Raw genomic sequence first — 22,152 nt, 5'->3', positions numbered from 1 at the left:
TGAATGCTACCATAATTTTGAGCCATGTCAAATTTATGGGTTAAAGATTAATCAGCCTGACGACGCAAAAATGCCGGTATATCTAAATAACCACTTTCCTTTTCTTGCTTTGGAGCCGCAGAACTTTGGCTCGACGAAGCTGGAGAAGAAGGAGCAGTGTTTGTCGGCTGAGGAGTTACCTGTGGCTTCTCTTGCACTTGATTATTTTGCAAGGTCTGTGCCGGTTTTTCTTCAGCTTGCGTTGCCGCTGCTTGTTGCTGTGGTTGAGCTTGCGGCGTCGGTGCCACTTTCGCTTTACCACCCGCAACTAGCGTGATATCTGGCTTTTTCTCATTACCAATACCTGTCGCTACAACTGTTACGCGGATTTCGTCAGTCATATCAGGGTCTAGAGAAGTACCGATAACAACAGTCGCATTGTCAGAAGCGAATGCCTTCACTGTATTACCAACCGTCTCAAACTCGTCAAGACGCATATCCAGACCAGCAGTAATATTGACAAGAACACCACGAGCGCCCGCTAGATCGATGTCTTCCAGAAGTGGGCTAGAAATTGCCATTTCAGCCGCTTCTTCAGCACGGTCTTCACCTTTGGCGATGCCGCTACCCATCATTGCGTGACCCATTTCAGACATTACAGTTCTTACGTCCGCAAAGTCGACGTTGATCATGCCAGGGCGAGTAATTAGCTCAGCAATACCTTGAACGGCATTCTTAAGAACATCGTTAGCGCTTGCAAAAGCTTCTAGTAGTGTTACACCACGACCAAGTACTTTAAGTAGCTTTTCGTTTGGAATCGTGATCAAAGAGTCAACATGCTTAGAGAGCTCATCGATACCTTGCTCAGCAAATGCCAAACGCTTTTTACCTTCAAAACTAAACGGTTTAGTTACTACCGCTACTGTTAGAATGCCAAGCTCTTTAGCCACTTCAGCAATAACAGGCGCTGCACCAGTACCGGTACCGCCACCCATACCAGCTGCGATAAACACCATATCGGCGCCAGTCAGGGAATCTTTAATTCGATCTCTGTCTTCGAGAGCTGCGTCACGGCCAACCTGTGGATTAGCACCTGCACCCAGACCTTTAGTGATATCACCACCGATCTGAATAACATTGCCAACGCTTGTCTTACGAAGTGCTTGCGCATCAGTGTTGACGCTGATGAATTCCACACCTTCGATGGATTCACGCACCATGTGTTCAACGGCGTTACCACCGCCGCCACCAACCCCAACGACCTTGATTACTGCATCGTCAGACATTTCCATCATCGGTTCAAACATGTGTTGTCTCCGTTTATCCTGCAACTCAGGTTAAAACTCTTTTTGTATCCAGTTACGCAATTTATCGAAAAAGCCAGTTACAGATGAGCGTTTAGGTTCATTATAATCGCTATCGTCGCTAGACTGCATGTCTCTTGCGTAATGAAGTAATCCAACTGCCGTAGAATGGTACGGCTCTTTTACATAGTCAGTTAATCCGCTGACTTCGAGCGGTTTGCCGACCCTTACTTGATTGCGGAATACGCGTTCCGCACATTCTACCACTCCGTCCATTTGCGCAGCACCGCCGGTGAGTACAACTCCCGCAGCCAGATGGTGCTTGATACCCTCTTCGCGCAATTTTGCTTGTACAGAGTCGATAGTTTGGTTAACCAGTCCCATAAGCTCAGAGTAGCGTGGCTCAATCACTTCTGACAACGTTTGACGTTGCAGGCTACGTGATGGTCGTCCACCTACGCTTGGTACATTAACCGTGTCATCCTTACTGACCAGTTCACTCAAAGCACAGCCATATTTGACTTTTATTTCTTCAGCATCGCTCACTGGCGTGCCAAAAGCAAAAGCAATATCACTGGTTACAGCATTTCCTGCGTACGAAAATACTTCTGTGTGACGTAACGCACCGCCAGTCCAGATGGCCACATCCATCGTGCCGGCGCCAATATCAACCACACAAACTCCAAGCTCTCTTTCATCCTCAGTGATTACTGCATTACTAGCAGCAAGCCCAGAAAATACGAGTTGTTCTACTTTAAGGCCGCAGCGTTCTACCGCCTTAATAATGTTGCGTGCCATGTCATTATGGCATGAGATAAGGTGGACACTCACTTCCATTCTTACCCCAGATAAACCAAGCGGATTTTTGATTCCTTCTTGGTAATCAATGGTGAACTCTTGCGGGATCACATGAAGAATTCGCTGTTCATCACCGATTTTAATCGATTTTGCGGTATGGATAGCGCGATCCATGTCTTCTTGAGACACCTCTTCATCAGAAATCGTGCCCATACCTTTTTCAATTCGGCTTGCGATATGCTTACCAGACAACGAAATGAAGACTCGGCTGATCTGGCACTCTGCCATTAATTCAGCTTGATCAATTGCACGTTGTACTGATTTTACAACCGACTCCAAATCATTCACGCCACCTTTATCCATGCCGCGTGAGGGGCTACTACCTGCGCCAATAATATTAATTTGACCGTCTGGTAAAACCTCACCCACTAGAGCCGATACGGTTGCAGTGCCTATATCAAGACCAACAATAATGTTGTCATCAGCGGCCTTAGTCATCTGTACTCTCTTCTAACTCTTGTTCAGGAAACCAACCAACTGCGGCTCCTGTATCGTACCTAAGATCGATATAACTGATTCTTTGCGTGTCACTGCCAAGCTTATTATAGAGCTTAAAAAAGCGCTCTATACGCTCAAGAAGAGACTCTTTACCGAGCTCTAATCGAATACCGTTATCAAGGATGATTTGCCAAGCTCGTCGCTCGTTTAATACCAGAGACGATATCGCTAAACCCAATTGCTGAAACTTAGGACTCAAATCACGGTAAGTCTGTAAGACTTCCGGTCCGCTATCTTTGGGTCCGTACAGCTTCACTTTTTCTTCTTGCAACAGAGCAACATCTCCATCAAAAACGAACCCGTTTTTATCTAACAGTTCGTTGCCATTCCAAATGGCTTCTGGTTGATGCTCCGTCAAAAAAACTTTTACTGTATCCGGCCACTGCTTTCGGATTGCGGCATGCGCTACCCATGGCAGAGCTTCGACACTTTGCTGTAATACATCAATATCCTGAGACATAAATGTACCGATGTGATCAATTCGACTAAATGCAGCCTGCACATCGTCAGCTTGGACATACTCCAGTTTCCCCTGAAGTACTATTTTGGAGAGAGGTAACCTTTGGTCATCCCACATCCAACTGATCGCCGCGTACAAAACAGAACTAATTAAAGTCACAACCACAACGAAAAATAACGCACCCAAGATTTTTTCTTGGCGACCACGGTTGTTACCCGTGTTTGGTCGCTCGTCATTCAGTGCAATATTCAACAACGTCTTCGTTTCCTGACTTTTGTCGTGTACTTTTTACCCATATAATTACGCAGAGGTAAAAGTCTTGACTTTAACCTTGGGATTATACTGAGCTCTTGTAAACTATCAAACACTGATAGCAATAAATCACAATGATATTGACGCAAAATCGAGATCTGAGTCTTTATCTGTCCTTCGCGTCAACAATATGTGTCAGCCAAGCATCTTGTTTATATTCAATTTAAGACCTGCCAGCTGTTTCGCCACTTTACCAATATCACCCGCACCTTGCGTTAAGATTAGGTCGCCGTCTTGTATAACGTTAGCTAAAACTGAAGGTAATTGCTCGATTTCTGGAACAAAAATCGGATCTACCTTGCCTCGGCTGCGAATTGTGCGACATAAAGCGCGCCCATCAGCCCCTGCAATCGGCTTTTCACCCGCTGCGTAAACATCCAGCATGATCAATACATCTACCTGTTCAAGCACATTCGCGAAATCATCGTATAAATCACGAGTACGGCTATAACGGTGCGGTTGGAAAATCATCACCAAACGCTTGTCTTGCCAACCACTGCGTGCTGCATTAATGGTTACATCCACTTCTGTGGGATGATGGCCGTAATCATCAACAAGCATTGCATGGCCGTTGCCAGTATCAAACTCGCCAAGGTGATCAAAACGTCTTCCCGTACCTTGCGTACCAGCCATTGCCTTTAGGATCGCATCGTCTTCAATGTCATCTTCAGTAGCAACCGCAATCGCAGCAGACGCATTCAATGCATTGTGACGACCTGGAATATTCAGCGTGATATCTAAGTTAGCTCGCCCTTTACGTACTACCGTAAATTTGCCTTGCTGCCCCTCTTGACGATAATCTTCAATACGTACGTCGGCATCTTCAGAAAAACCGTAAGTTATCACTTGACGACTAATACGTGGGATTAACTCTCGAACCACAGGATCGTCAATGCAAACAATTGCTTGGCCGTAAAACGGTAGATTATGAAGGAAATCGATGAAGGTTTGCTTTAAGGTTTCAAAGTCACCACCATAGGTATCCATATGATCGGCTTCGATATTGGTAACAATGCTCACCATTGGTTGCAAGTGCAGGAATGACGCGTCACTTTCATCTGCCTCTGCAATTAGAATACGACTCGAGCCTAGACGCGCATTTGTACCTGCGCTTTTCACCAAACCGCCATTCACAAACGTTGGATCAAGACCGGCTTCAGAATAGATTTGAGTAACAAGAGCGGTCGTCGTGGTTTTACCGTGTGTACCCGCAACGGCAATACCGTGACGGAATCGCATCAATTCAGCCAACATCTCTGCGCGGCGTACAATAGGGATGCGTAATTCACGTGCCGCCATCACTTCTGGGTTTTCTTCGTTGATCGCCGTTGACACAACAACCACACTGGCTTTTTCTACATTACTGGCTTGATGACCAATAAATACCGTCGCACCTTTTGATACCAAACGCTCTGTCACAGCGTTCTCTGATAGATCAGAACCTGTGATTTGGTAGCCTTCGTTCAACAGCACTTCTGCAATGCCGCTCATGCCCGCACCACCAATACCGATGAAGTGGATGGATTTCACGCGGCGCATCTCTGGCACCATTGCGCGAATCTGAGCTAAGTCTTGTGTATGTTGGATTGTCATCAATTCTATTCTCAATAATTCGGTTAACGCTTTTCGGTCAAAGCGACAATGGCTTGTGCGACAACTCGGTCAGCATTCAATTTTGCAGCGCCACGCGCTTGCTCAGCCATTGTAAGTAAAGCTTGGCGATCCAATTGTTGGATCTGCTGAGTCAGAGACTCAACGGTTAAATCTGGTTGTTCAATCATTTTCGCCGCGCCGCAATCCACCAAGTGGTCTGCATTAAGTGCTTGCTGGCGGTCTTTGTGCATGAATGGAACAAAAATAGCGCCTACACCTGCCGCCGAGACTTCAGAAACGGTTAACGCTCCAGAGCGACAAACTAAAAGGTCAGCCCATGCGTAAGCTTCTGCAACGTCATCAATGAATTCCATTACTTCTGCATTTACCACACCATTAGCTTGGTATGCTGCATTCACTTCTTCGGCGGCACCTTTGCCCGCTTGATGACGAACATAGTAATCTTCGCCCAATTTCGACATCACTTCTGGCAGAGTTTGGTTAAGAATACGTGCGCCTTGGCTGCCACCCATCACCAAAATGCGAATTGGACCTTGGCGCTCTTGCATGCGCTCAATTGGCGCTGCTAATTGAGTCACATCTTCACGAACAGGGTTCCCAACCACTTCGGCATTTGGAAAAGCGCCTGGGAAAGCCTGAAAAACCTTCTTAGCGATTTTCGATAACCATTGGTTCGTTAAACCTGCTACTGCATTTTGTTCATGCAGAACAACAGGAATGCCACTCATCCAAGCGGCAATACCGCCCGGGCCGCTAACATAACCGCCCATACCAAGCACTGCGTCTGGCTGCCAGCGTTTCATGTGAGCACGAGCCTGCATAATGGCATTGATAATTTGAAATGGTGCTGCAAGAAGACGTTTAACGCCTTGACCTCGTAACCCTTTCACTTTGATAAAGTCGATTTCAATGCCATGTTTTGGCACCAAATCCGCTTCCATTCGATCCGCCGTACCTAACCAACGGATCTCCCAACCTTGCTCTTGAAGCTGTTTTGCTACCGCCAAACCTGGGAATACGTGACCGCCAGTACCACCAGCCATCACCATCAAACGTTTATTTTGTTTCATTAGCTTGTTGTTCTGATTGTTGTTCTGATTGTTGTTGCTCGCGTTTCAAGCGGCATTCGTAATCGATACGCAGTAGTATGGACACTGCGACGGACATAATTATTAGACTAGAACCGCCATAACTGATGAGTGGAAGTGTTAAACCTTTAGTTGGAACAATACCGGCGGCAGCTCCAACATTAACCAAGGTTTGAAACGCAAACCAAATACCAATTCCGAAAGCCAGATAACCTCCGAACATTTCGCCTTCTTCAAATGCACGCTTGCCGATGTAAACCGCTTTTAGCACCAAGCTAAAAATCAGCATTAAGACCAGCACTACGCCTACGAAACCAAGCTCTTCAGCAAGTACGGCAAACACAAAGTCGGTATGCGCTTCTGGTAGATATTCCAGTTTTTGAATTGAGTTACCGAGACCTTGACCGAACCATTCACCACGACCAAACGCCATCAAAGACTGAGTCAACTGATAGCCACTGCCAAATGGGTCTTCCCACGGGTCAAGGAAGGAGGTTACTCGTCGCATACGGTATGGCTCGACGAGAATCAAACCTACCACAGCGCCGATACCTGCCACCATCAAGGCGAGAAACTGGGTTAGTTTTGCACCTGCGATAAAAAGCATGCCAAACAGCGTGACCAGCATCACGACGACCGTCCCCAAGTCTGGCTGACCAAGTAGTAATACTGCGAAGAAGGCAAACACCATGATTGGCTTCATAAAGCCACCAAAGAACGTTTGTCGTACTTCGTCTTGCTTTCGAACTAAGTAACCAGACATGAAGATAAACAGCGATAGCTTCGCGACTTCCGCTGGCTGAAGGTTAAACAGCCCAAGGGGAATCCAACGAGACGCACCATTAACCGACTTACCCGCCAAGAGCACGATGATCAACAGTGCGAAAGAAGCCCAAAGTAAGTAATGGCTCTTCTTAAACCACTCCTGCAAAGGCACTTGCAAAATAACAGCGGAGGTCCCTAACGCCAGCACGAGAAACGTCGCATGACGAAACATAAAGTGGAACGGCTGTTCCGTTAATCGAGAGCTGATTGGAAATGATGCAGAGGTTACCATGACCAAACCAGTCAACATCAAACCCAGTGCAATCCACACTAACTGACGATCAAACATCGCCTCTGGGGCTGGATGCTTGAGCCAATTGCCAATACTGCGTTTAACGTTACCTAAACCCACGAAGTGTGTAACCTTTAATTATGCATATTTCTGAGCAAGAGCAGCGAAAGCATCACCTCTTGCCATAAAGTTGTCGAATTGATCAAAGCTAGCACATGCAGGAGACAGCATCACCATATCACCTGGTTTTAACTGCGAAGATACTTGTTGAATCACATCTTCCATAGTGTCGAAACGTATTGCAGATTCATGCAGTGGCATAAATTCATCGCCATCAGCGCCAAAGCAACACAGTTGCAAGTTAAGCGTCGCGAAGATCGGTTTTAATGGCGAGAAGTCAGCACCTTTGCCAACACCACCAACGAGTAAGTAGAGCTTGCCTGTCGATTCCAAACCAGATAGCGCAGCCATAGTGCTGGCAATATTAGTTGCTTTAGAGTCATTCACCCATTTGACGCCTTGATTATCCGCAACCACCTGGCATCGGTGTGTCAGTCCCGTGTAATTTTTAAGTGCATTCAATGCTTTGTGATAGTTTACGTCCGCAGCTTTTAATAGCGCTAAAGCAACCAGAGCGTTAGATAAGTTGTGCTTACCAACCAACTTAAGCTCATCACTTGCGACAACTCGTTGACCGTGATCGAGCAGCCAAGTACGGTTGCCATCCACCTCGAGACCAAAGTCCTGATTGTCGCTGCCAAATGTCACCAATGGCATCTCTGCGTCTGGGAAGGTTTCTTGATCATCACGGTTCACGACTGCAAGAGCAGCATGGTTAAAAATACGCAACTTAGCTTGTCGATAGTCAGACATGCCTTGATAACGATCCATATGATCTTCAGAAAGATTCAGAAACGCAGCGGCTTTGAGCTTTAAGCTTGACGTCGTTTCTAACTGGAAGCTCGAGAGTTCGAGTACATATAGGTCTGCGTCTTGTTCTAACAAATCCAGTGCAGGCACACCGATGTTACCACCAACGCCAACATCCAAACCTGCAGCCTCAGCCATCACACCTGTGAGGTCGGTTACTGTGCTCTTACCGTTTGAGCCCGTAATCGCAATCACCGGTTTCTGCACCGCCCAAGCGAATAACTCGATATCACCTACTACTGCCGTACCTTTTGCTAATACGGCTTGGATCTCTGGTGTCGCTAGCGCAATACCAGGGTTGGTCACGATAAGATCCGCGTCAGAAAGCCAGTCTGTATTCCAACCACCACTATGCAGTTGAACATCTTCCGGCAAGCGCTCTGCACCCGGAGGGTTTACGCGAGTATCAATGACTTTGACCACAAGCTGTGGCTGATTTTTTCTTAGGTGTTTAACGACAGAGAGCCCGGTAATACCGAGCCCTACGACGACAACACTATGTATGTTTTGCCAACGTTCCATATTTGATCACACTGTAAATCTTGTTCTTGGAAAGTGCGATTAACGCACTTTCAATGTCGCAAGACCAATCAGAACAAGAACCATAGAAATAATCCAGAAACGCACGATTACGCGAGGTTCTGGCCAACCTTTCAATTCGTAGTGGTGGTGAATCGGTGCCATACGAAAAATGCGCTGACCACGCAGTTTGTATGAACCCACCTGTAGAATTACCGACAGCGTTTCCATCACAAACACACCGCCCATGATCACCAACACCAACTCTTGACGAACGAGAACAGCAATAGTGCCTAACGCGCCGCCAAGCGCTAGTGAGCCGACATCACCCATGAACACTTGTGCTGGATACGTGTTAAACCACAAGAAACCAAGGCCTGCACCGACGATTGCTGTACATACGACAACCAACTCAGAAGCATGTGGTAAGTATGGAATATGAAGGTATTCAGAGAAGTTAACGTTACCGGTCGCCCATGCAATAACCGCGAAGCCTGCTGCAACAAGAACCGTTGGCATGATTGCCAAACCGTCTAGACCATCAGTCAGGTTAACCGCGTTACTTGTACCTACAATGACAAAGTAAGTCAGAATGATATACATCAAACCAAGCTGCGGCATGATGTCTTTAAAGAATGGCACCACTAGCTGAGTTGCTGCTGTGTCTTTACCGTAAGCATACAATGCGAAAGCGACGACAAACGCGATCAACGACTGCCAGAAGTACTTCCAACGCGCGATCAAGCCATCGGTATTTTTGCGTACCACTTTACGATAATCATCAACAAATCCGACCGCACCGTAGCCAAGTAAGACTGTCAGTACCGCCCATACGTAAGGGTTGGATAAGTCTGTCCATAGCAAAATCGTGATTGAGATGGCCGCTAAGATCATGATACCGCCCATTGTTGGGGTACCACGCTTACTAAAGTGAGATTCAGGACCTTCGTTACGCACTACCTGACCAATTTGCAGCATTTGCAAACGCTTGATCATGATTGGTCCCATCCATAATGACAGACCTAGAGCGGTTAATACGCTTAGGATTGCTCGAAAAGACAAGTATTCAAACAATCGGAAAAAAGACAGGTATGGCTGTAGCAGCTCGGCAAGCCAAATAATCATTAATAATACTCCTTCAAAGCAGCAGCGACTTCAAACATACGTGCACCATTCGCTCCTTTCACCAATATCGTATGGTTTTCAGGAACGGCTTGGTCTAGATGCTGCTTGATGTATTCAATCATCTCTTGGTGCGTCTCAAAATGAATGCCTTGGCAAAGATCACTGATCACCTTGGCGTCTGCACCATATGTGAGAACATGTTCAAATTTTTGTGGGGCAGCATGTTCCCCGACTTGACGATGAAGTGCAAGACTTTCCTCGCCCAATTCCGCCATATTACCTAAAATCAGCCAGCGTTGACCTGGGAAAGCGGCCAATAAATCAACTGCCGCTTTCATGGCTGGCACGCTCGCGTTGTAGCTGTCGTCAATCAATTTTATCTTTTCGCTCAGCGCTTCAACCTCGACGCGACCTTTCACTTTGTTCAAATGTTTAAGGCCAGCGCGAACCTCTTCTAATGTGGCGCCCATTTGTAACGCAATAATAGAAGCAGCGATCGCATTCGCAACGTTGTGTTGACCTATAATACCCAGAGACAGTTCAATTTCTTGTGAGCTTGCTGCGATATGTAAGTCAAAGCTTGCTTCACCTGCGGCGTTCAATACGATGTTAGAAGCGAAGAAGTCTGCATCAGTATTACTTTGTGAAAAAGTAATGACTTTCTTATCTGCTAACACTTCATCCCACTTGGCTTCACCATTGCTGTCTAGGTTAACAATCGCAATACCACCAGCTGAAAGGCCTTGGTAGATTTCACCTTTGGCTTGTTTCACGCCATCGATAGAACCAAAGCCTTCAAGGTGAGCGGCGGCTACATTGTTCACTAACGCGATATCTGGTTTTACTAACTGAGTCGTGTAAGCAATTTCACCTATATGATTAGCACCAAGCTCAATCACGGCATAATCATCATCCTGCTGTGAGCGCAATAATGTCAACGGAACACCAATATCATTATTGAAGTTACCCGCCGTGAATAACACTTTGCCTTTCAATTGCAGGATACTCGCAACCATTTCTTTTACGGTCGTTTTACCGCAACTTCCGGTGATGGCAACGGTAGGTGTTTTGCATGCTTGATGCACCCAAGAAGCAAACTCACCCAATGCAAGTTTGGTATCCGACACCACAATTTGCGGCACATTCACATCTAAGCGTTTTTCTACGAGTAAAGCACCGGCACCTGCATCTACCGCTTGTTGGCAAAAGTTGTGCGCATCAAAGCGCTCCCCAACTAACGCGACGAATAAAGCCCCACGCTCAATCGTTCGTGTATCAGTAGAAACCGCGTCGATAAGTAGCTCGTCGCCGAATCGCTCACCACGAGTGATGTCTGCAATTTGAGATAACGTTACTTTGATCATGAGGTCAATCCTAAAAGTTGCATTGCGGACTCGCGGTCGGAGTAATGAATCGTTTCGCCATTACGAATCTGATAATCTTCATGGCCCTTTCCAGCTAACAAGATAATGTCGTTTGGCGAAGCATTTTCAATGGCATAAGACAGCGCTTTGAAGCGGTCATGCTGAACAATCGCTTCAGCAGGTTTTGACAGCCCAGCTAACATATCTTTCACAATCTGAACCGGATCTTCGCTGCGTGGGTTATCGTCAGTCAACACCACTCTGTCGCCCAGACGCTCTGCAATTTCCGCCATCATTGGACGCTTACCTGCATCGCGATCGCCACCGCAGCCAAAAATAGCCCACAGCTGGCCTTCACAATGAACTCGTAAAGCTTGCAGCGCTTTTTCTAAAGCATCAGGAGTATGAGCATAATCGACCACGACTTTGGCACGGTCCTCAGTTTGGAATAACTCCATTCGGCCGAGTACGGGTTGCAGTTGACCTGCAGTTTCGAGTAACGCTTGTTTCTCTTTACCTAAGCTTAATAAGGTCGCAAAAGCGAGCATTAAGTTGGTTGCATTAAACTCACCAATCAATGGCGCGTGCAATTCACCTGAGCCAAATTTACCATCGAACTTAATAGTAATCCCTGACTCCGCGTAACTGACTTCCGTCGCCCAAATTGCGCTTTCAAATTCAGTGTTCGGCTTGAGCGAAACAGCGACCGCATTACTTAACTGCGACGCCCATTGATGACCTACTTCATCATCAGCATTGATAATGGCACGTTCACATTGGTGTTGCGTGAACAACCCAAGCTTTGCATTGGCATACTCTTCCATCGTGCCATGATAATCTAAGTGGTCACGACTTAAGTTAGTAAACACGCCCGCCGCAAATGATAGTGCTTTGACACGACCTTGCGTCAGGCCATGGGAAGATACTTCTAGCGCGGTGTATGTGGCTTGTTGATTTGCGAGAGAGGAGAGCGTTTTCTGAATTTCAACGGCATTCCCCGTTGTATTCGCAGCTTGTTGCAAGTTATTGAGGAAGCCATTTCCTGTTGTTCCCATTACCGCCGCTTTATGGTCAAGCAGTTCTAGCCATTGCGCTATTAACTGGGTAATGGTGGTTTTGCCGTTGGTGCCGGTGACACCAATCAAATCCATATTAGGGTAAGCATAGAGCTTTCCAGCAATTGCGGATAAACGTTGGTCCAACCTATCGATGTAAATGACGGGAACATCATCAATGATTTCCACCGTACCATGTGTTTTGACATCGCAGGCTTGCGCCAGGGCTGCATTTGCACCTTGCTCAATTGCAGAGGCAATGAATTTACGCCCATCCACAACATGGCCAATCACTGCTACAAACGTGGTTCCAGGTTGAACTCTTCGGCTGTCGAGCTCCAATTCAGAAACAAGAACGGACGATAAGCTAGGGCAATCCACCCAAGGGGAAAGCAGCACGTCCATACTGATGGCTTTAGTCATATTTGTTCTCCGAGCTTTGGCTCAGGTTTTCTTAATTTTGTTTGCTCAGTAAACCACAGGGCTTACTGTTGGAATTTGTTTTCGTCAGGTGCAACATTGAGTATTTGTAGCGCGCCTTTCATGATTTCAGAGAAAACAGGAGACGCTACCGAACCACCATAGTAGTCATCACCTTGAGGCTCGTTTACGATCACTACTAAAGCAATTCGCGGATCGCTAACCGGAGCAAGCCCAGCCGTGTAGGTGATGTACTCGTCGCTGTACCCACCGGCAGAAGCTTTACGTGATGTACCCGTTTTCGCTCCCACTCGATAACCAGGAACTGCCGCTCTGCGAGCCGAGCCCCCTTTTTGAGTTACGGTTTCCAACATGTCTAATACTTGACGCGCATACTTCGCACTCACCACTTGACGTGACATGTCATGATCATTGCTTTCGATAATATGAATAGGCTCGTATTTGCCAAGGTTTCCAAGCGTCGCATAAGCATGGGCTAGCTGGATTGGTGTAATTGATAGACCATAACCAAACGCAATCGTGGCGCGCTCAATTGGCGACCAACGAGTTCGTGTAGGAAAAATACCCGTCACTTCCCCAACTAGGTTTAGGCCAGAAAGCTCACCAAAACCCACTGAACTGTACAGCCCAAGAAGCGCCTCTACCGGCATTTGCATTGCTAGCTTCGTCACACCGATATTACTCGACTTTTTAAGGATCGTGGTCAAGCTCGCTTTGCCTACGCGAGAGACATCTCTGACTCGACTACCACCTAAACGTAGGACACCATTACCGGTATCTACGATGGTATCTTTATCGGCTATCCCATTTTCTAAGGCGGCTAAAATAACGAAAGGCTTAATGGTCGAACCGGGCTCCATTGAGTCCGTGATCACTCGGTTACGCATTTGATAGCTTTGCCAATCGCTACGATTGTTAGGGTTGTAAGAAGGAGCATTAACCATGGCCAATACGGCGCCCGTTTTTACATCCAACATGACAACGGAACCTGAAGTGGCGCGGTGGTCCGCAACGGCTTGCTTAATCGCACGATACGCAATCGCCTGTAGGCGCTGATCGATGGTTAACTGAAGTGATTTACCTTCTTGCTTGTCTTGCCAAGCAATGTTTTCCACAACACGACCATAACGGTCTTTACGAATAGTTTTCTGACCCGCCGCGCCAGTGAGCCATTCATCGTAGCTACGCTCCACACCTTCTAGGCCATGCCCGTCAATGCCTGTTACACCGACTAAGTGAGCACTAACCTCACCTGCAGGATAATAACGACGAGATTCCGACTTAAGGCCAACACCTGGCAGCTTTAGCTCACGAATATAGTTCGCCATGGCCGGACTGACCTGGCGCTGCAAGTAGATAAAGCGGCGTTTTTCATTGCGCTTGATTTTGTCTATTAACCCTTGTCGGTCAATACCAAGAACATCCGCTAATGCATGCCAACTTTTGGTCTGGCTTAACGCGTTTTCTTTAAATATCGTGGCAGGATCTGCCCAAACCGCCTCAACCGGTACACTGACAGCAAGCGGCTCACCATTTCGATCCGAAATAATACCGCGAGCAGAAGGAATGGATTTAACACGAACCGAACGTAGGTCACCTTGTTTAATCAGGTTATCTGGCTCAATGATTTGGATGTAGGCTACGCGTGCCACCAAAAGGGCAAATGCACAAAAAACAAAAAACAGTAATAGATGGAAGCGCCAACGAATCAAGAAAGATTCTTCGACCGCCACTTTCACTGCTTTGTTATCGGTTTTCTTATCCCCCGTAGCCGCTTTCTCTTTTGCTACAGGTTTACGCTTATTGGCTTGTTTCGTGTTGGATTTTTTTCTAATCATTTGAGCGTGACAACCACTTCTTTATCGCCATCAGGTCGTTTCATTTCAAGTTCTTTTTTGGCAAGGTCTTGAACACGACTGTGTTCCGCGAGGGCAGTTTCTTCCAACATTAAGTTACGCCATTCGCTATCTAATCGTTCTCGTTCAACCAACGTATGGTCTTTCTCGGTGATCGCTTGACGCGCATGGTGGGTAGCAAATACCACTCCCATTGCCGATGCCACGATCAATAGCAACAACAGTAATGGCCAGCGACCAACAGTGAGGAGATCCGTTGCAATCAACTTAGCAAGATTAGGAGTGGATTTCGTCATAATAATTAAAGCTTTTCTGCAATTCTTAACACAGAGCTGCGCGAACGAGGGTTCATTTCAATTTCTTGTTTGCTTGGTTTAATCGCTTTGCTCACCGCTTTCATATTCGCACTACCAAGAGCACGAATTTGCTCTTCCGTCATTGGAATACCGTGTGGCACTTCAGGCCCTTTGCTCTCTTTACGGATAAAACGTTTGACCATACGGTCTTCCAGAGAGTGGAAGCTAATCACAGATAAACGGCCTTCAGGAGCAAGAATGCTCGCCGCGCCTTTAAGTGCCGTATCAATTTCTTCTAACTCACTGTTGATGTAAATACGAAAAGCCTGGAAAGCACGAGTCGCAGGGTGTTTTTTCTCTTTAAAACTTTTCGGTGCGGCATCTGAAATCAATTTTGCCAGCTGACCAGTGCGAACCATTGGCTCATTTTCTTCATCTTCACGGTAGGCAACAATCGCTTTTGCAATACGGCGCGCATGTTTATCTTCCCCGAACTCGCGAATGACCCAAGTGATATCATCGAGGTCTGCTTCCATCAACCATTGAGATACTGGAATACCTGATGTCGGGTCCATACGCATATCTAGCGGACCATCTTTCATAAAGCTAAAGCCACGCTCTGCGTCGTCTAACTGAGGAGAAGAAACGCCTAAATCCAGAAGAACACCATCCACTTTTCCAACTAGCCCATACTCTTCAGCATACTCAGCAATACCAGAAAATGGACCATGAATAATGGTGAAGCGAGGGTCATTGATTTTGCCTGCCTCAGCGATCGCTTGAGGGTCACGGTCGATACTGTACAGTCGGCCATTTTCACCGAGTTTAGATAGAATTGTCCGGCTGTGACCGCCACGGCCAAATGTTCCATCAATATAGACGCCGTCTGGTTTGATAGCTAAGCCATCAATGGATTCATTTAATAACACGGAAATATGTTGGAAGGTTTCGGTCATAGCTTTCTCGTTGAATGATCTTGAAGCGATTCTTTAGTGTACTGATTTCCTACATCATCGCCACCACAAGTCTAAAGTTAGACGTGATTTACGCCAAGTTTATTGGTAATGACATAGTTTGCGTCAATTAAATGCAAAAAACCCATCACTACCGAAGTAGAGATGGGTCTCGAATAGGTGGAGCCGACACATAAGCCGGGTTCTGTTCCGCTTACACGGCGGTAGCCATTCGTCTAGGCCAGCAATCACTCACTGGCTCGAGCAACCTACCCGCCTCCTTACGCGAGCAACGCAATGTGGAGGCCTATTTGGTCTTGCTTCAGGTGGAGTTTACCCTGCTACGAACTATTGCTAGTCGTCCGGTGCGCTCTTACCGCACCCTTTCACCCTTACCTGTACCCTTACGGGCCATCGGCGGTCTTCTCTCTGCTGCACTTGTCGTAGGCTTGCGCCCCCCAGGCGTTACCTGGCACCTTGCTCTATGAAGCCCGGACTTTCCTCCCCTTTGTCAGTCTCCCGAAGGACGTCAACGTCAGTCTCCCAAAGGGACTTCGACGTCAGTCTCCCGAAGGACATCAACAAAGCAGCGACTACCCAGTCAGCTCCGAGGGCGGATTGTATAGAGTTCTCACTTCAGAGTCTAGTTAGATCACAGATATGATGAAATGAATGCACTAAGTGATGACTTTTTAGTCAACGTGCCAAAAATAGATAATAAAAAGGCCGATGCCTAAACATCAGCCCTCATTGACCATTTATCTCGCTAGCGGCACTTAGTCTAAGTTTTCTAAGCCCCATTTATATAGCGCATTCTTCTTCAAGTTATGTATTTCTGCCACCAAAGCAGCTGCTTTTTTCAAAGGCAGCTCTTTGGTCAAAATCCCTAACGTGCGTAAAGCATCTTCAGGTAGTGAGTCGTCTGTTGTTTCACGATGGCCATGTACCAACAATACCATTTCACCACGCTGTTGGTTATCGTCACTTTTCACCCATTCAATCAGCTCACCTAACGGCATGCCTTGAATGGTTTCAAAGGTTTTTGTTAGCTCTCTTGCCAACACAACTTCTCTATCTGGGCCAAGAACGTCTAACATGTCTTGTAGAGAGTCTAAAATACGGTGCGGTGACTCGTAAAAAATACACGTACGCTCTACCGAAGCAATCTCTAGGAATTTATCCTTACGACCTTTGCTTTTCGGTGGTAAAAAACCTTCGAAGCTAAAGCGATCCGATGGCAAGCCAGAGGCACTTAACGCCGTAATGACCGCACAAGCACCTGGAAGAGGCACAACTCTAACGCCCGCTTGACGACATTTTGTCACCAAATGGTATCCTGGGTCGCTGATAAGTGGCGTACCAGCGTCAGAAACTAATGCGATAGACTGACCGGAAAGCAGCTTTTCTACCAAAACTTGTGCTTTTTGCTGCTCATTGTGGTCGTGTAGAGCAAAAGTTTTGGTTTGAATATTGAAGTGAGACAGTAATTTGCCCGTATGTCGAGTATCCTCAGCGGCAATGATGTCCACAGTCGACAGAATTTCGATAGCACGTTGGGTGATATCCGCTAAATTTCCGATTGGAGTCGGTACGATATAGAGAGTTGGCCCCTCATTCGGCAACTTATTTTTATCTGTCATTTGTTTACCATCACTTCAACGATTAATATAGAGACAATTTTGTACAAAATTATAGAGAACTCACGGCAATGATTAACCATAAGAGACTCAGTGTACCACGCATACTTACTCCTGTTGCACTAGCAATTACGCTCGCCGCCTGTTCTTCAGGTCCAAGACAGCCTGATGGCGTTGATGTAACACTTGAGCCTACTCAGTCTGTTCAGAACTATATGATCCAAGCTGATAGCACGGAAGGCAGTTTACAAAATGACTGGTTGATCATGGCAACCAAAGCCGCGATTCAAGCAAACCAGTTTGATCAAGCAGAAATGTTGATCAAGCGCCTGGCTCGTCAACAGTTAACCGAAGTTCAGCAAGCAGAGTGGCAACTAGCGCGTGCGACCATACAGCAAAAACAGGGTAATTACTCTCAGTTGCTGCAATTGTTGAATTTTAAACCTTGGTGGAAGTTGCCAAATGAGCAATGGAAAGACTATTACTTGATGCGTGCCGACGCTTATCAAGGTCTTAACCAAGCGTTTGAGGCAAACCGCCAACTGGTTGCATTTGGCCAATATGCATCGTCCGCGGAGCAGAGAGAGATTTCTAGCCGTATTTGGATGAACTTTGGCAGCTACTCCGAGTACGAACTGACCTCATTAGAAACAGAGCCAAATGAAGATGTTTTGGATGGTTGGCTACAACTCGCTATTTATGCGAAAACGCTGTCGGGCAACTTATCCCAACTAAAAAATACCCTAGAACGCTGGTTAAACGAGAACCCATCGCACCCAGCCGCTATCTACACACCAGAAGAGATTCAAAACATTCTCTCTCTAGACATCGTTAAACCAAACAACACCGCTTTGTTACTGCCGCTTACTGGTAAATTCTCGCCACAAGCGCAATTAATTCGTGATGGTTTTGTGTTTGCGATGATGAATGATCGTAACCGTGATCCAAGCGCTACCCTCACGGTAATAGACACTAATGCGTATAACGCCGACCAAATTAAACAACGTTTGATCAATGAAAACATCGATTTTGTTGTTGGTCCTCTAGAAAAAGAGAACGTTGAGCTATTGCACACAACCATGGATGGCTCAGAAAATGGTCCTACGATTCCAGCCCTTGCGCTAAATATTCCCGAAGATGTGCAACCAGATAGCAATATTTGCTACTTGGCATTATCACCGGAACAAGAAGCCGCACAAGCAGCGAAACACTTGTTCAGCGAAGGCTATAACTTCCCTCTGATTCTGGCACCAAAGGGCAGCTTTGGTGAACGTGTAACTGAAGCGTTCAACAAAGAGTGGCGCAAGTACAGCTCTAATAAAGTCGCAGCAAGTTATTTTGGTGACAAGCGCCAACTTCAAAAAGACATCAATGAAGTATTTGGTCTGCAAGAAAGCAAACAACGTATTGCTCAGATGCAATCACTAATGCGTATCAAGCTTGAAACACAGCCACGTAGCCGTCGTGATGTCGATGCGGTTTATATTGTTGCTAGAAGCACGGAACTGACTTTGATTAAGCCGTTTATTGAGGTAGCGATTAATCCAGACGCCAAAGCGCCACAAATTTTCTCTAGCTCGCGTAGCAACAGTGGCGGCGCGACTTACGAAGATCTAACAGGCATCATCTACAGCGATATTCCATTGCTGATTGACCCAGACCCTAGCGTGACCGCTGAAATGAACGAGTTGTGGTCAGAGCAATCTAACATGGAAAAACGTTTGAAAGCACTGGGTATGGATGCGTATAAATTGATTGGGGAGCTGCCACAAATGAAGGTCGTTCCGGGCTACTCAGTTGGCGGCCAAACCGGTATTTTAAGTATCGACAATAATTGTGTTGTACAGCGTGAGCTAAGCTGGGCTGAGCGTGGGGCTCTTTAGCAAGCGCCAAATCGGAAATCAATATGAAGCTCTGGCGAAGCAGTATTTACAACGCCAGGGCTTAAACTTTATTGAACAAAATTTTCTGACTAAGGTCGGTGAGATTGATTTAATCTTCCAACAAGGTGAAACTATTGTGTTTGTTGAAGTCAAATACCGTAAGAACAATCACTTTGGCTCGGCAGCAGAAATGGTGACGCACGCTAAAATGCGCAAGCTAGTCAAAACCGCACAAGTTTGGCTTAGCCAACAAAAGCGCTTAAAACACAATATCGATTATCGATTTGATGTCATCGCCATTCATGATAATGGTCGAGATATCAACTGGATAGAAAACGCAATCTCTGAAGGATAAGCGATGCTAGACAGCATTAAAGACAGCTTTACAGAAAGTATTCAAATTCAAATCGCAGCAGCAGAGGCGCTGCCTGATGCCATTACTCATGCAGCTCAAGCGATGGTGTCGAGCCTGCTTAATGGCAATAAAATTTTATGTTGTGGTAATGGCGGCAGTGCTTCAAACGCTCAACAATTTGTTTCTTGTCTTTTAAACCGTTTTGAAACTGAGCGCCCTAGCCTACCAGCAATGGCCTTAACCGCCGATAATACCACCCTAACCGCAGTGGCCAACGATTACCACTACCAGGAAATCTTCTCAAAACAGGTACGAGCGTTTGGTCAACCAGGCGACATTTTGCTTGCCATGTCGACTAGCGGTAACAGTAAAAATATTATCAAAGCGATGGAAGCAGCCGTAACTCGAGACATGACGATTATCGCGCTAACAGGAAAAGATGGCGGAGAGATGGCAGGACTGCTCGGTGAGAACGACGTCGAAATTCGTATTCCATCACACCGCACTGCACGTATTCACGAAGTACATATGGTAACACTCCATTGCCTTTGTGATCTTATTGACCAGGTGCTTTTCCCTGCTCACGAAGAGTAACCAAGACTGAGAGTCAGAATTATGATACGTAGCCTTGTTATCTTATTAACAGCATTGAGTTTAAGTGGTTGCGCAGGTTTGTTTATCGCAGGTGCAGCAACCACAGCGAATATTGTCACGGACACACGCACGACAAAACAAATCTGGCAGGACAATAACATTGAATTCGAAGTTGCGGCGATCGGCAATAAAGCACCGTTTAAAGGTGAAGTACGTGTCGTTGCCAGTTCATATAATGGGACTGTAGTCCTTATGGGACAAGCTCCGACACAAGACCTTATCCTTGCTTTAGAGCGAAGGGCTCGAGAAGTTAGTGGTGTAAAAGTCATACACAATCAAATCAAACAAAAAGAGCCACTCACTGTTACCCAGATTAGCAATGACAGCTGGATCACAACCAAAGTAAAGTCAGCTTTGCTTACTGATTCTGAGCTTAATGGTGTTAAGGTTAAAGTGATCACCGAAGATGGCGACGTTTTTCTGTTTGGTTATGTCACGCCAGAGCAAGGCGATCGAGCGACAGAAATCGCGCGTAATATCTCAGGCGTAAAACAAGTCATTAAAGGGTTCCAATACGGCGAAATGGAGCCTGTTGAAGTAGACTTACCGAGTGACGGTGTACAAACAATAGAAAGTGAGGCAAGTACAGAAAGTGAGGCAAGTACAGAAAGTGAGGCAAGTACAGAAAGTGAAGAGAACGTCGAAGTCTTTACGATTAGTGAGTAATTTCCAAAGTCTGGCTTGAAATCATCTTCAACAAGTTAAAAAGAAAAAAGCAGCGTTACGCTGCTTTTTTATTATTTAATCACTCTTAAGCTTGGTTTGCCTTTTGGTCGAGGAGCATCGTCCTCTTCGGCATCTGAATCAGAAACTAACTCAGAAGGCTCATCGCTAACCGTTGTGAACGATGGGGATGATTCTTCCTCGGTCATCGCTTCTTCTTCGATGTGAGTGTACGCTTCTTCTGGTTCAAACATAGTACCAGCACCATTCTCACGTGCATAAATAGCTTGAACAGCATACACAGGCACGATCACTGAGTGCGGACGACCGCTAAAGCGAGCATGGAAGGTAATCGCATCATTACCTAACTCAAGATTACCCACTGCACGTGGCGCAATATTCAAAATAATTTGACCATCTTGAATAAATTCAACCGGGACACGCACCCCTGGCATTGTTGCATCCACAACCAAGTGAGGAGTCAAGTCATTGTCTACTAACCAGTCGTAAAATGCGCGAAGCATATACGGGCGGCGAGCAGTCATTTTTGCAATATCCATAACGTGTTTTAAATCGCTTAGCGAACTAGGCGCATTTCACGTTCAGCTTCAGTCAAAGAAGCAAGGAACGAATCACGTTCAAATACGCGGTTCATGTATACCTTGATTTCTTTTGAACCAGGGCCAACAAGATCGATACCAAGTTGAGGCAAACGCCACAATAGTGGAGCTAAGTAACAATCGATCAAGCTGAATTCTTCGCTCATGAAGTACTCATATTCAGCAAAAATTGGCGCTAACGTCAGAAGATCATTACGCAGCTTTGTGCGTGCTTTTTCTGATTCTTCCGCATTACCTTTCATCACTTTTTCAGCGAGTGAATACCAGTTGCGTTCGATACGGTACATCATCAAGCGGCTGTTGCCACGAGCAACAGGGTAAACCGGCATTAGAGGTGGATGAGGGAAACGCTCGTCCAAGTACTCCATGATGATTTTTGAATCGTAAAGAGCTAGCTCACGGTCAACAAGAGTTGGCACTGATTTATATGGGTTTAGCTCAACAAGCTCAGCAGGAAGGTTTGCTTCGTCAACAAGCTCAACTTCAACACTTACACCTTTTTCAGCTAGTACAATGCGAACCTGATGGCTATACAAATCTGATGCACTTGAGAAAAGAGTCATCACAGAACGTTTATTGGCAGCTACAGCCATGGAGCCCTCCAGTACACTTACAAATAAAAACAATGGAG

At 46.2% G+C, this 22,152-nt stretch carries 20 protein-coding genes and 1 other RNA gene; 4 read left to right on the top strand and 17 right to left on the bottom strand.

Going from position 1 to position 22,152, the window contains the following annotated elements; translation table 11 throughout:
• Window positions 1–47 precede the first annotated feature (47 nt).
• The 15 genes from ftsZ to rsmI all read right to left on the bottom strand — a co-directional run bounded on the left by ftsZ (window position 48) and on the right by rsmI (window position 17,349).
• Entirely contained in the window at window positions 48–1,286 is a 1,239-nt protein-coding gene (gene ftsZ / locus R7M72_RS20340; protein WP_017633617.1) for a cell division protein FtsZ, read from the bottom strand.
• Between the two features lie 30 nt (window positions 1,287–1,316).
• Window positions 1,317–2,579, bottom strand: coding sequence for a cell division protein FtsA (ftsA, locus tag R7M72_RS20335; protein WP_005372946.1), 1,263 nt, complete (start codon window positions 2,577–2,579; stop codon window positions 1,317–1,319).
• Window positions 2,572–3,354, bottom strand: a complete 783-nt coding sequence (locus tag R7M72_RS20330) for a cell division protein FtsQ/DivIB (protein ID WP_005387393.1) — start codon at window positions 3,352–3,354, stop codon at window positions 2,572–2,574. The genes ftsA and R7M72_RS20330 overlap by 8 nt, the downstream gene beginning before the upstream one ends.
• Before the next feature lie 192 nt (window positions 3,355–3,546).
• Window positions 3,547–5,004, bottom strand: coding sequence for a UDP-N-acetylmuramate--L-alanine ligase (gene murC, locus R7M72_RS20325; RefSeq protein WP_005387395.1), 1,458 nt, complete (start codon window positions 5,002–5,004; stop codon window positions 3,547–3,549).
• Window positions 5,005–5,027: 23 nt separating this feature from the next.
• On the bottom strand, window positions 5,028–6,095 hold the full coding sequence (murG, locus tag R7M72_RS20320; protein WP_047102003.1) for an undecaprenyldiphospho-muramoylpentapeptide beta-N-acetylglucosaminyltransferase: 1,068 nt from the start codon (window positions 6,093–6,095) through the stop codon (window positions 5,028–5,030).
• Window positions 6,082–7,290, bottom strand: a complete 1,209-nt coding sequence (gene ftsW / locus R7M72_RS20315; RefSeq protein WP_193837548.1) for a cell division protein FtsW — start codon at window positions 7,288–7,290, stop codon at window positions 6,082–6,084. Before ftsW ends, murG begins: the two co-directional genes overlap by 14 nt.
• A gap of 18 nt (window positions 7,291–7,308) precedes the next feature.
• Window positions 7,309–8,622, bottom strand: a complete 1,314-nt coding sequence (gene murD, locus R7M72_RS20310; RefSeq protein WP_213917035.1) for a UDP-N-acetylmuramoyl-L-alanine--D-glutamate ligase — start codon at window positions 8,620–8,622, stop codon at window positions 7,309–7,311.
• Between the two features lie 39 nt (window positions 8,623–8,661).
• The gene (mraY, locus tag R7M72_RS20305) at window positions 8,662–9,744 is read right to left on the bottom strand and encodes a phospho-N-acetylmuramoyl-pentapeptide-transferase (RefSeq protein WP_005372931.1); all 1,083 of its coding nucleotides are present in this window, start codon (window positions 9,742–9,744) and stop codon (window positions 8,662–8,664) included.
• Window positions 9,744–11,108 (bottom strand): UDP-N-acetylmuramoyl-tripeptide--D-alanyl-D-alanine ligase, encoded by a 1,365-nt coding sequence (locus R7M72_RS20300; protein ID WP_005372928.1) that lies wholly within the window; start codon window positions 11,106–11,108, stop codon window positions 9,744–9,746. The genes mraY and R7M72_RS20300 overlap by 1 nt, the downstream gene beginning before the upstream one ends.
• Window positions 11,105–12,586, bottom strand: a complete 1,482-nt coding sequence (gene murE, locus R7M72_RS20295; protein ID WP_033906090.1) for a UDP-N-acetylmuramoyl-L-alanyl-D-glutamate--2,6-diaminopimelate ligase — start codon at window positions 12,584–12,586, stop codon at window positions 11,105–11,107. The genes R7M72_RS20300 and murE overlap by 4 nt, the downstream gene beginning before the upstream one ends.
• Window positions 12,587–12,648: 62 nt before the next feature.
• Window positions 12,649–14,442 (bottom strand): penicillin-binding transpeptidase domain-containing protein, encoded by a 1,794-nt coding sequence (locus R7M72_RS20290; RefSeq protein WP_315956851.1) that lies wholly within the window; start codon window positions 14,440–14,442, stop codon window positions 12,649–12,651.
• Entirely contained in the window at window positions 14,439–14,756 is a 318-nt protein-coding gene (ftsL, locus tag R7M72_RS20285) for a cell division protein FtsL (RefSeq protein ID WP_005372920.1), read from the bottom strand. The genes R7M72_RS20290 and ftsL overlap by 4 nt, the downstream gene beginning before the upstream one ends.
• Window positions 14,757–14,761: 5 nt before the next feature.
• Complete coding sequence (gene rsmH, locus R7M72_RS20280; protein WP_017633610.1) at window positions 14,762–15,712, bottom strand: 16S rRNA (cytosine(1402)-N(4))-methyltransferase RsmH; 951 nt, start codon at window positions 15,710–15,712, stop codon at window positions 14,762–14,764.
• 175 nt (window positions 15,713–15,887) lie between these two features.
• Window positions 15,888–16,318, bottom strand: an RNA gene (rnpB, locus tag R7M72_RS20275) — RNase P RNA component class A.
• A 167-nt stretch (window positions 16,319–16,485) separates the two neighbouring features.
• Window positions 16,486–17,349: a 16S rRNA (cytidine(1402)-2'-O)-methyltransferase gene (gene rsmI, locus R7M72_RS20270; protein WP_005372907.1), complete on the bottom strand. Its 864-nt coding sequence runs from the start codon at window positions 17,347–17,349 to the stop codon at window positions 16,486–16,488.
• 68 nt (window positions 17,350–17,417) lie between these two features.
• On the opposite strand from rsmI, the gene R7M72_RS20265 reads away from it, so the two are divergent.
• The 4 genes from R7M72_RS20265 to R7M72_RS20250 are packed head-to-tail and all read left to right on the top strand — an operon-like array spanning window position 17,418 to window position 20,904.
• A complete protein-coding gene (locus tag R7M72_RS20265) occupies window positions 17,418–19,229 on the top strand; it encodes a penicillin-binding protein activator (RefSeq protein ID WP_005372905.1) in 1,812 nt (603 codons plus the stop codon).
• Window positions 19,216–19,584 carry a YraN family protein gene (locus tag R7M72_RS20260; RefSeq protein WP_005372903.1) on the top strand — a complete coding sequence of 123 codons (369 nt, stop codon included), beginning with the start codon at window positions 19,216–19,218 and terminating at the stop codon, window positions 19,582–19,584. Before R7M72_RS20265 ends, R7M72_RS20260 begins: the two co-directional genes overlap by 14 nt.
• A 3-nt stretch (window positions 19,585–19,587) precedes the next feature.
• Window positions 19,588–20,178 carry a phosphoheptose isomerase gene (locus tag R7M72_RS20255; protein WP_005372901.1) on the top strand — a complete coding sequence of 197 codons (591 nt, stop codon included), beginning with the start codon at window positions 19,588–19,590 and terminating at the stop codon, window positions 20,176–20,178.
• 21 nt (window positions 20,179–20,199) lie between these two features.
• A complete protein-coding gene (locus tag R7M72_RS20250; protein ID WP_318056301.1) occupies window positions 20,200–20,904 on the top strand; it encodes a BON domain-containing protein in 705 nt (234 codons plus the stop codon).
• A 71-nt stretch (window positions 20,905–20,975) separates the two neighbouring features.
• Here R7M72_RS20250 and sspB read toward each other — a convergent pair whose 3' ends face one another.
• Both sspB and sspA read right to left on the bottom strand, forming a co-directional pair.
• The gene (gene sspB, locus R7M72_RS20245; RefSeq protein ID WP_005387408.1) at window positions 20,976–21,461 is read right to left on the bottom strand and encodes a ClpXP protease specificity-enhancing factor; all 486 of its coding nucleotides are present in this window, start codon (window positions 21,459–21,461) and stop codon (window positions 20,976–20,978) included.
• Window positions 21,462–21,478: 17 nt separating this feature from the next.
• Window positions 21,479–22,114, bottom strand: coding sequence for a stringent starvation protein SspA (sspA, locus tag R7M72_RS20240; protein ID WP_005372897.1), 636 nt, complete (start codon window positions 22,112–22,114; stop codon window positions 21,479–21,481).
• Between the last annotated feature and the right edge of the window lie 38 nt (window positions 22,115–22,152).

The sequence above is a fragment of the Vibrio sp. YT-18 genome (genome assembly GCF_033337345.1).
Classification (GTDB): Bacteria; Pseudomonadota; Gammaproteobacteria; order Enterobacterales; family Vibrionaceae; genus Vibrio; species Vibrio alginolyticus.
This window is presented reverse-complemented; position numbering and strand designations above follow the sequence as displayed.

Coding starts and splice junctions, on each gene's coding strand:
- sspA (WP_005372897.1), bottom strand. CDS start 22,114: ATGGCTGTAGCTGCCAATAAACGTTCTGTGATGACTCTTTTCTCAAGT.
- rsmI (WP_005372907.1), bottom strand. CDS start 17,349: ATGACAGATAAAAATAAGTTGCCGAATGAGGGGCCAACTCTCTATATC.
- sspB (WP_005387408.1), bottom strand. CDS start 21,461: ATGGATATTGCAAAAATGACTGCTCGCCGCCCGTATATGCTTCGCGCA.
- R7M72_RS20290 (WP_315956851.1), bottom strand. CDS start 14,442: ATGATTAGAAAAAAATCCAACACGAAACAAGCCAATAAGCGTAAACCT.
- R7M72_RS20250 (WP_318056301.1), top strand. CDS start 20,200: ATGATACGTAGCCTTGTTATCTTATTAACAGCATTGAGTTTAAGTGGT.
- ftsL (WP_005372920.1), bottom strand. CDS start 14,756: ATGACGAAATCCACTCCTAATCTTGCTAAGTTGATTGCAACGGATCTC.
- R7M72_RS20255 (WP_005372901.1), top strand. CDS start 19,588: ATGCTAGACAGCATTAAAGACAGCTTTACAGAAAGTATTCAAATTCAA.
- murE (WP_033906090.1), bottom strand. CDS start 12,586: ATGACTAAAGCCATCAGTATGGACGTGCTGCTTTCCCCTTGGGTGGAT.
- murD (WP_213917035.1), bottom strand. CDS start 8,622: ATGGAACGTTGGCAAAACATACATAGTGTTGTCGTCGTAGGGCTCGGT.
- rsmH (WP_017633610.1), bottom strand. CDS start 15,712: ATGACCGAAACCTTCCAACATATTTCCGTGTTATTAAATGAATCCATT.
- murC (WP_005387395.1), bottom strand. CDS start 5,004: ATGACAATCCAACATACACAAGACTTAGCTCAGATTCGCGCAATGGTG.
- R7M72_RS20300 (WP_005372928.1), bottom strand. CDS start 11,108: ATGATCAAAGTAACGTTATCTCAAATTGCAGACATCACTCGTGGTGAG.
- mraY (WP_005372931.1), bottom strand. CDS start 9,744: ATGATTATTTGGCTTGCCGAGCTGCTACAGCCATACCTGTCTTTTTTC.
- ftsZ (WP_017633617.1), bottom strand. CDS start 1,286: ATGTTTGAACCGATGATGGAAATGTCTGACGATGCAGTAATCAAGGTC.
- R7M72_RS20265 (WP_005372905.1), top strand. CDS start 17,418: ATGATTAACCATAAGAGACTCAGTGTACCACGCATACTTACTCCTGTT.
- murG (WP_047102003.1), bottom strand. CDS start 6,095: ATGAAACAAAATAAACGTTTGATGGTGATGGCTGGTGGTACTGGCGGT.
- ftsA (WP_005372946.1), bottom strand. CDS start 2,579: ATGACTAAGGCCGCTGATGACAACATTATTGTTGGTCTTGATATAGGC.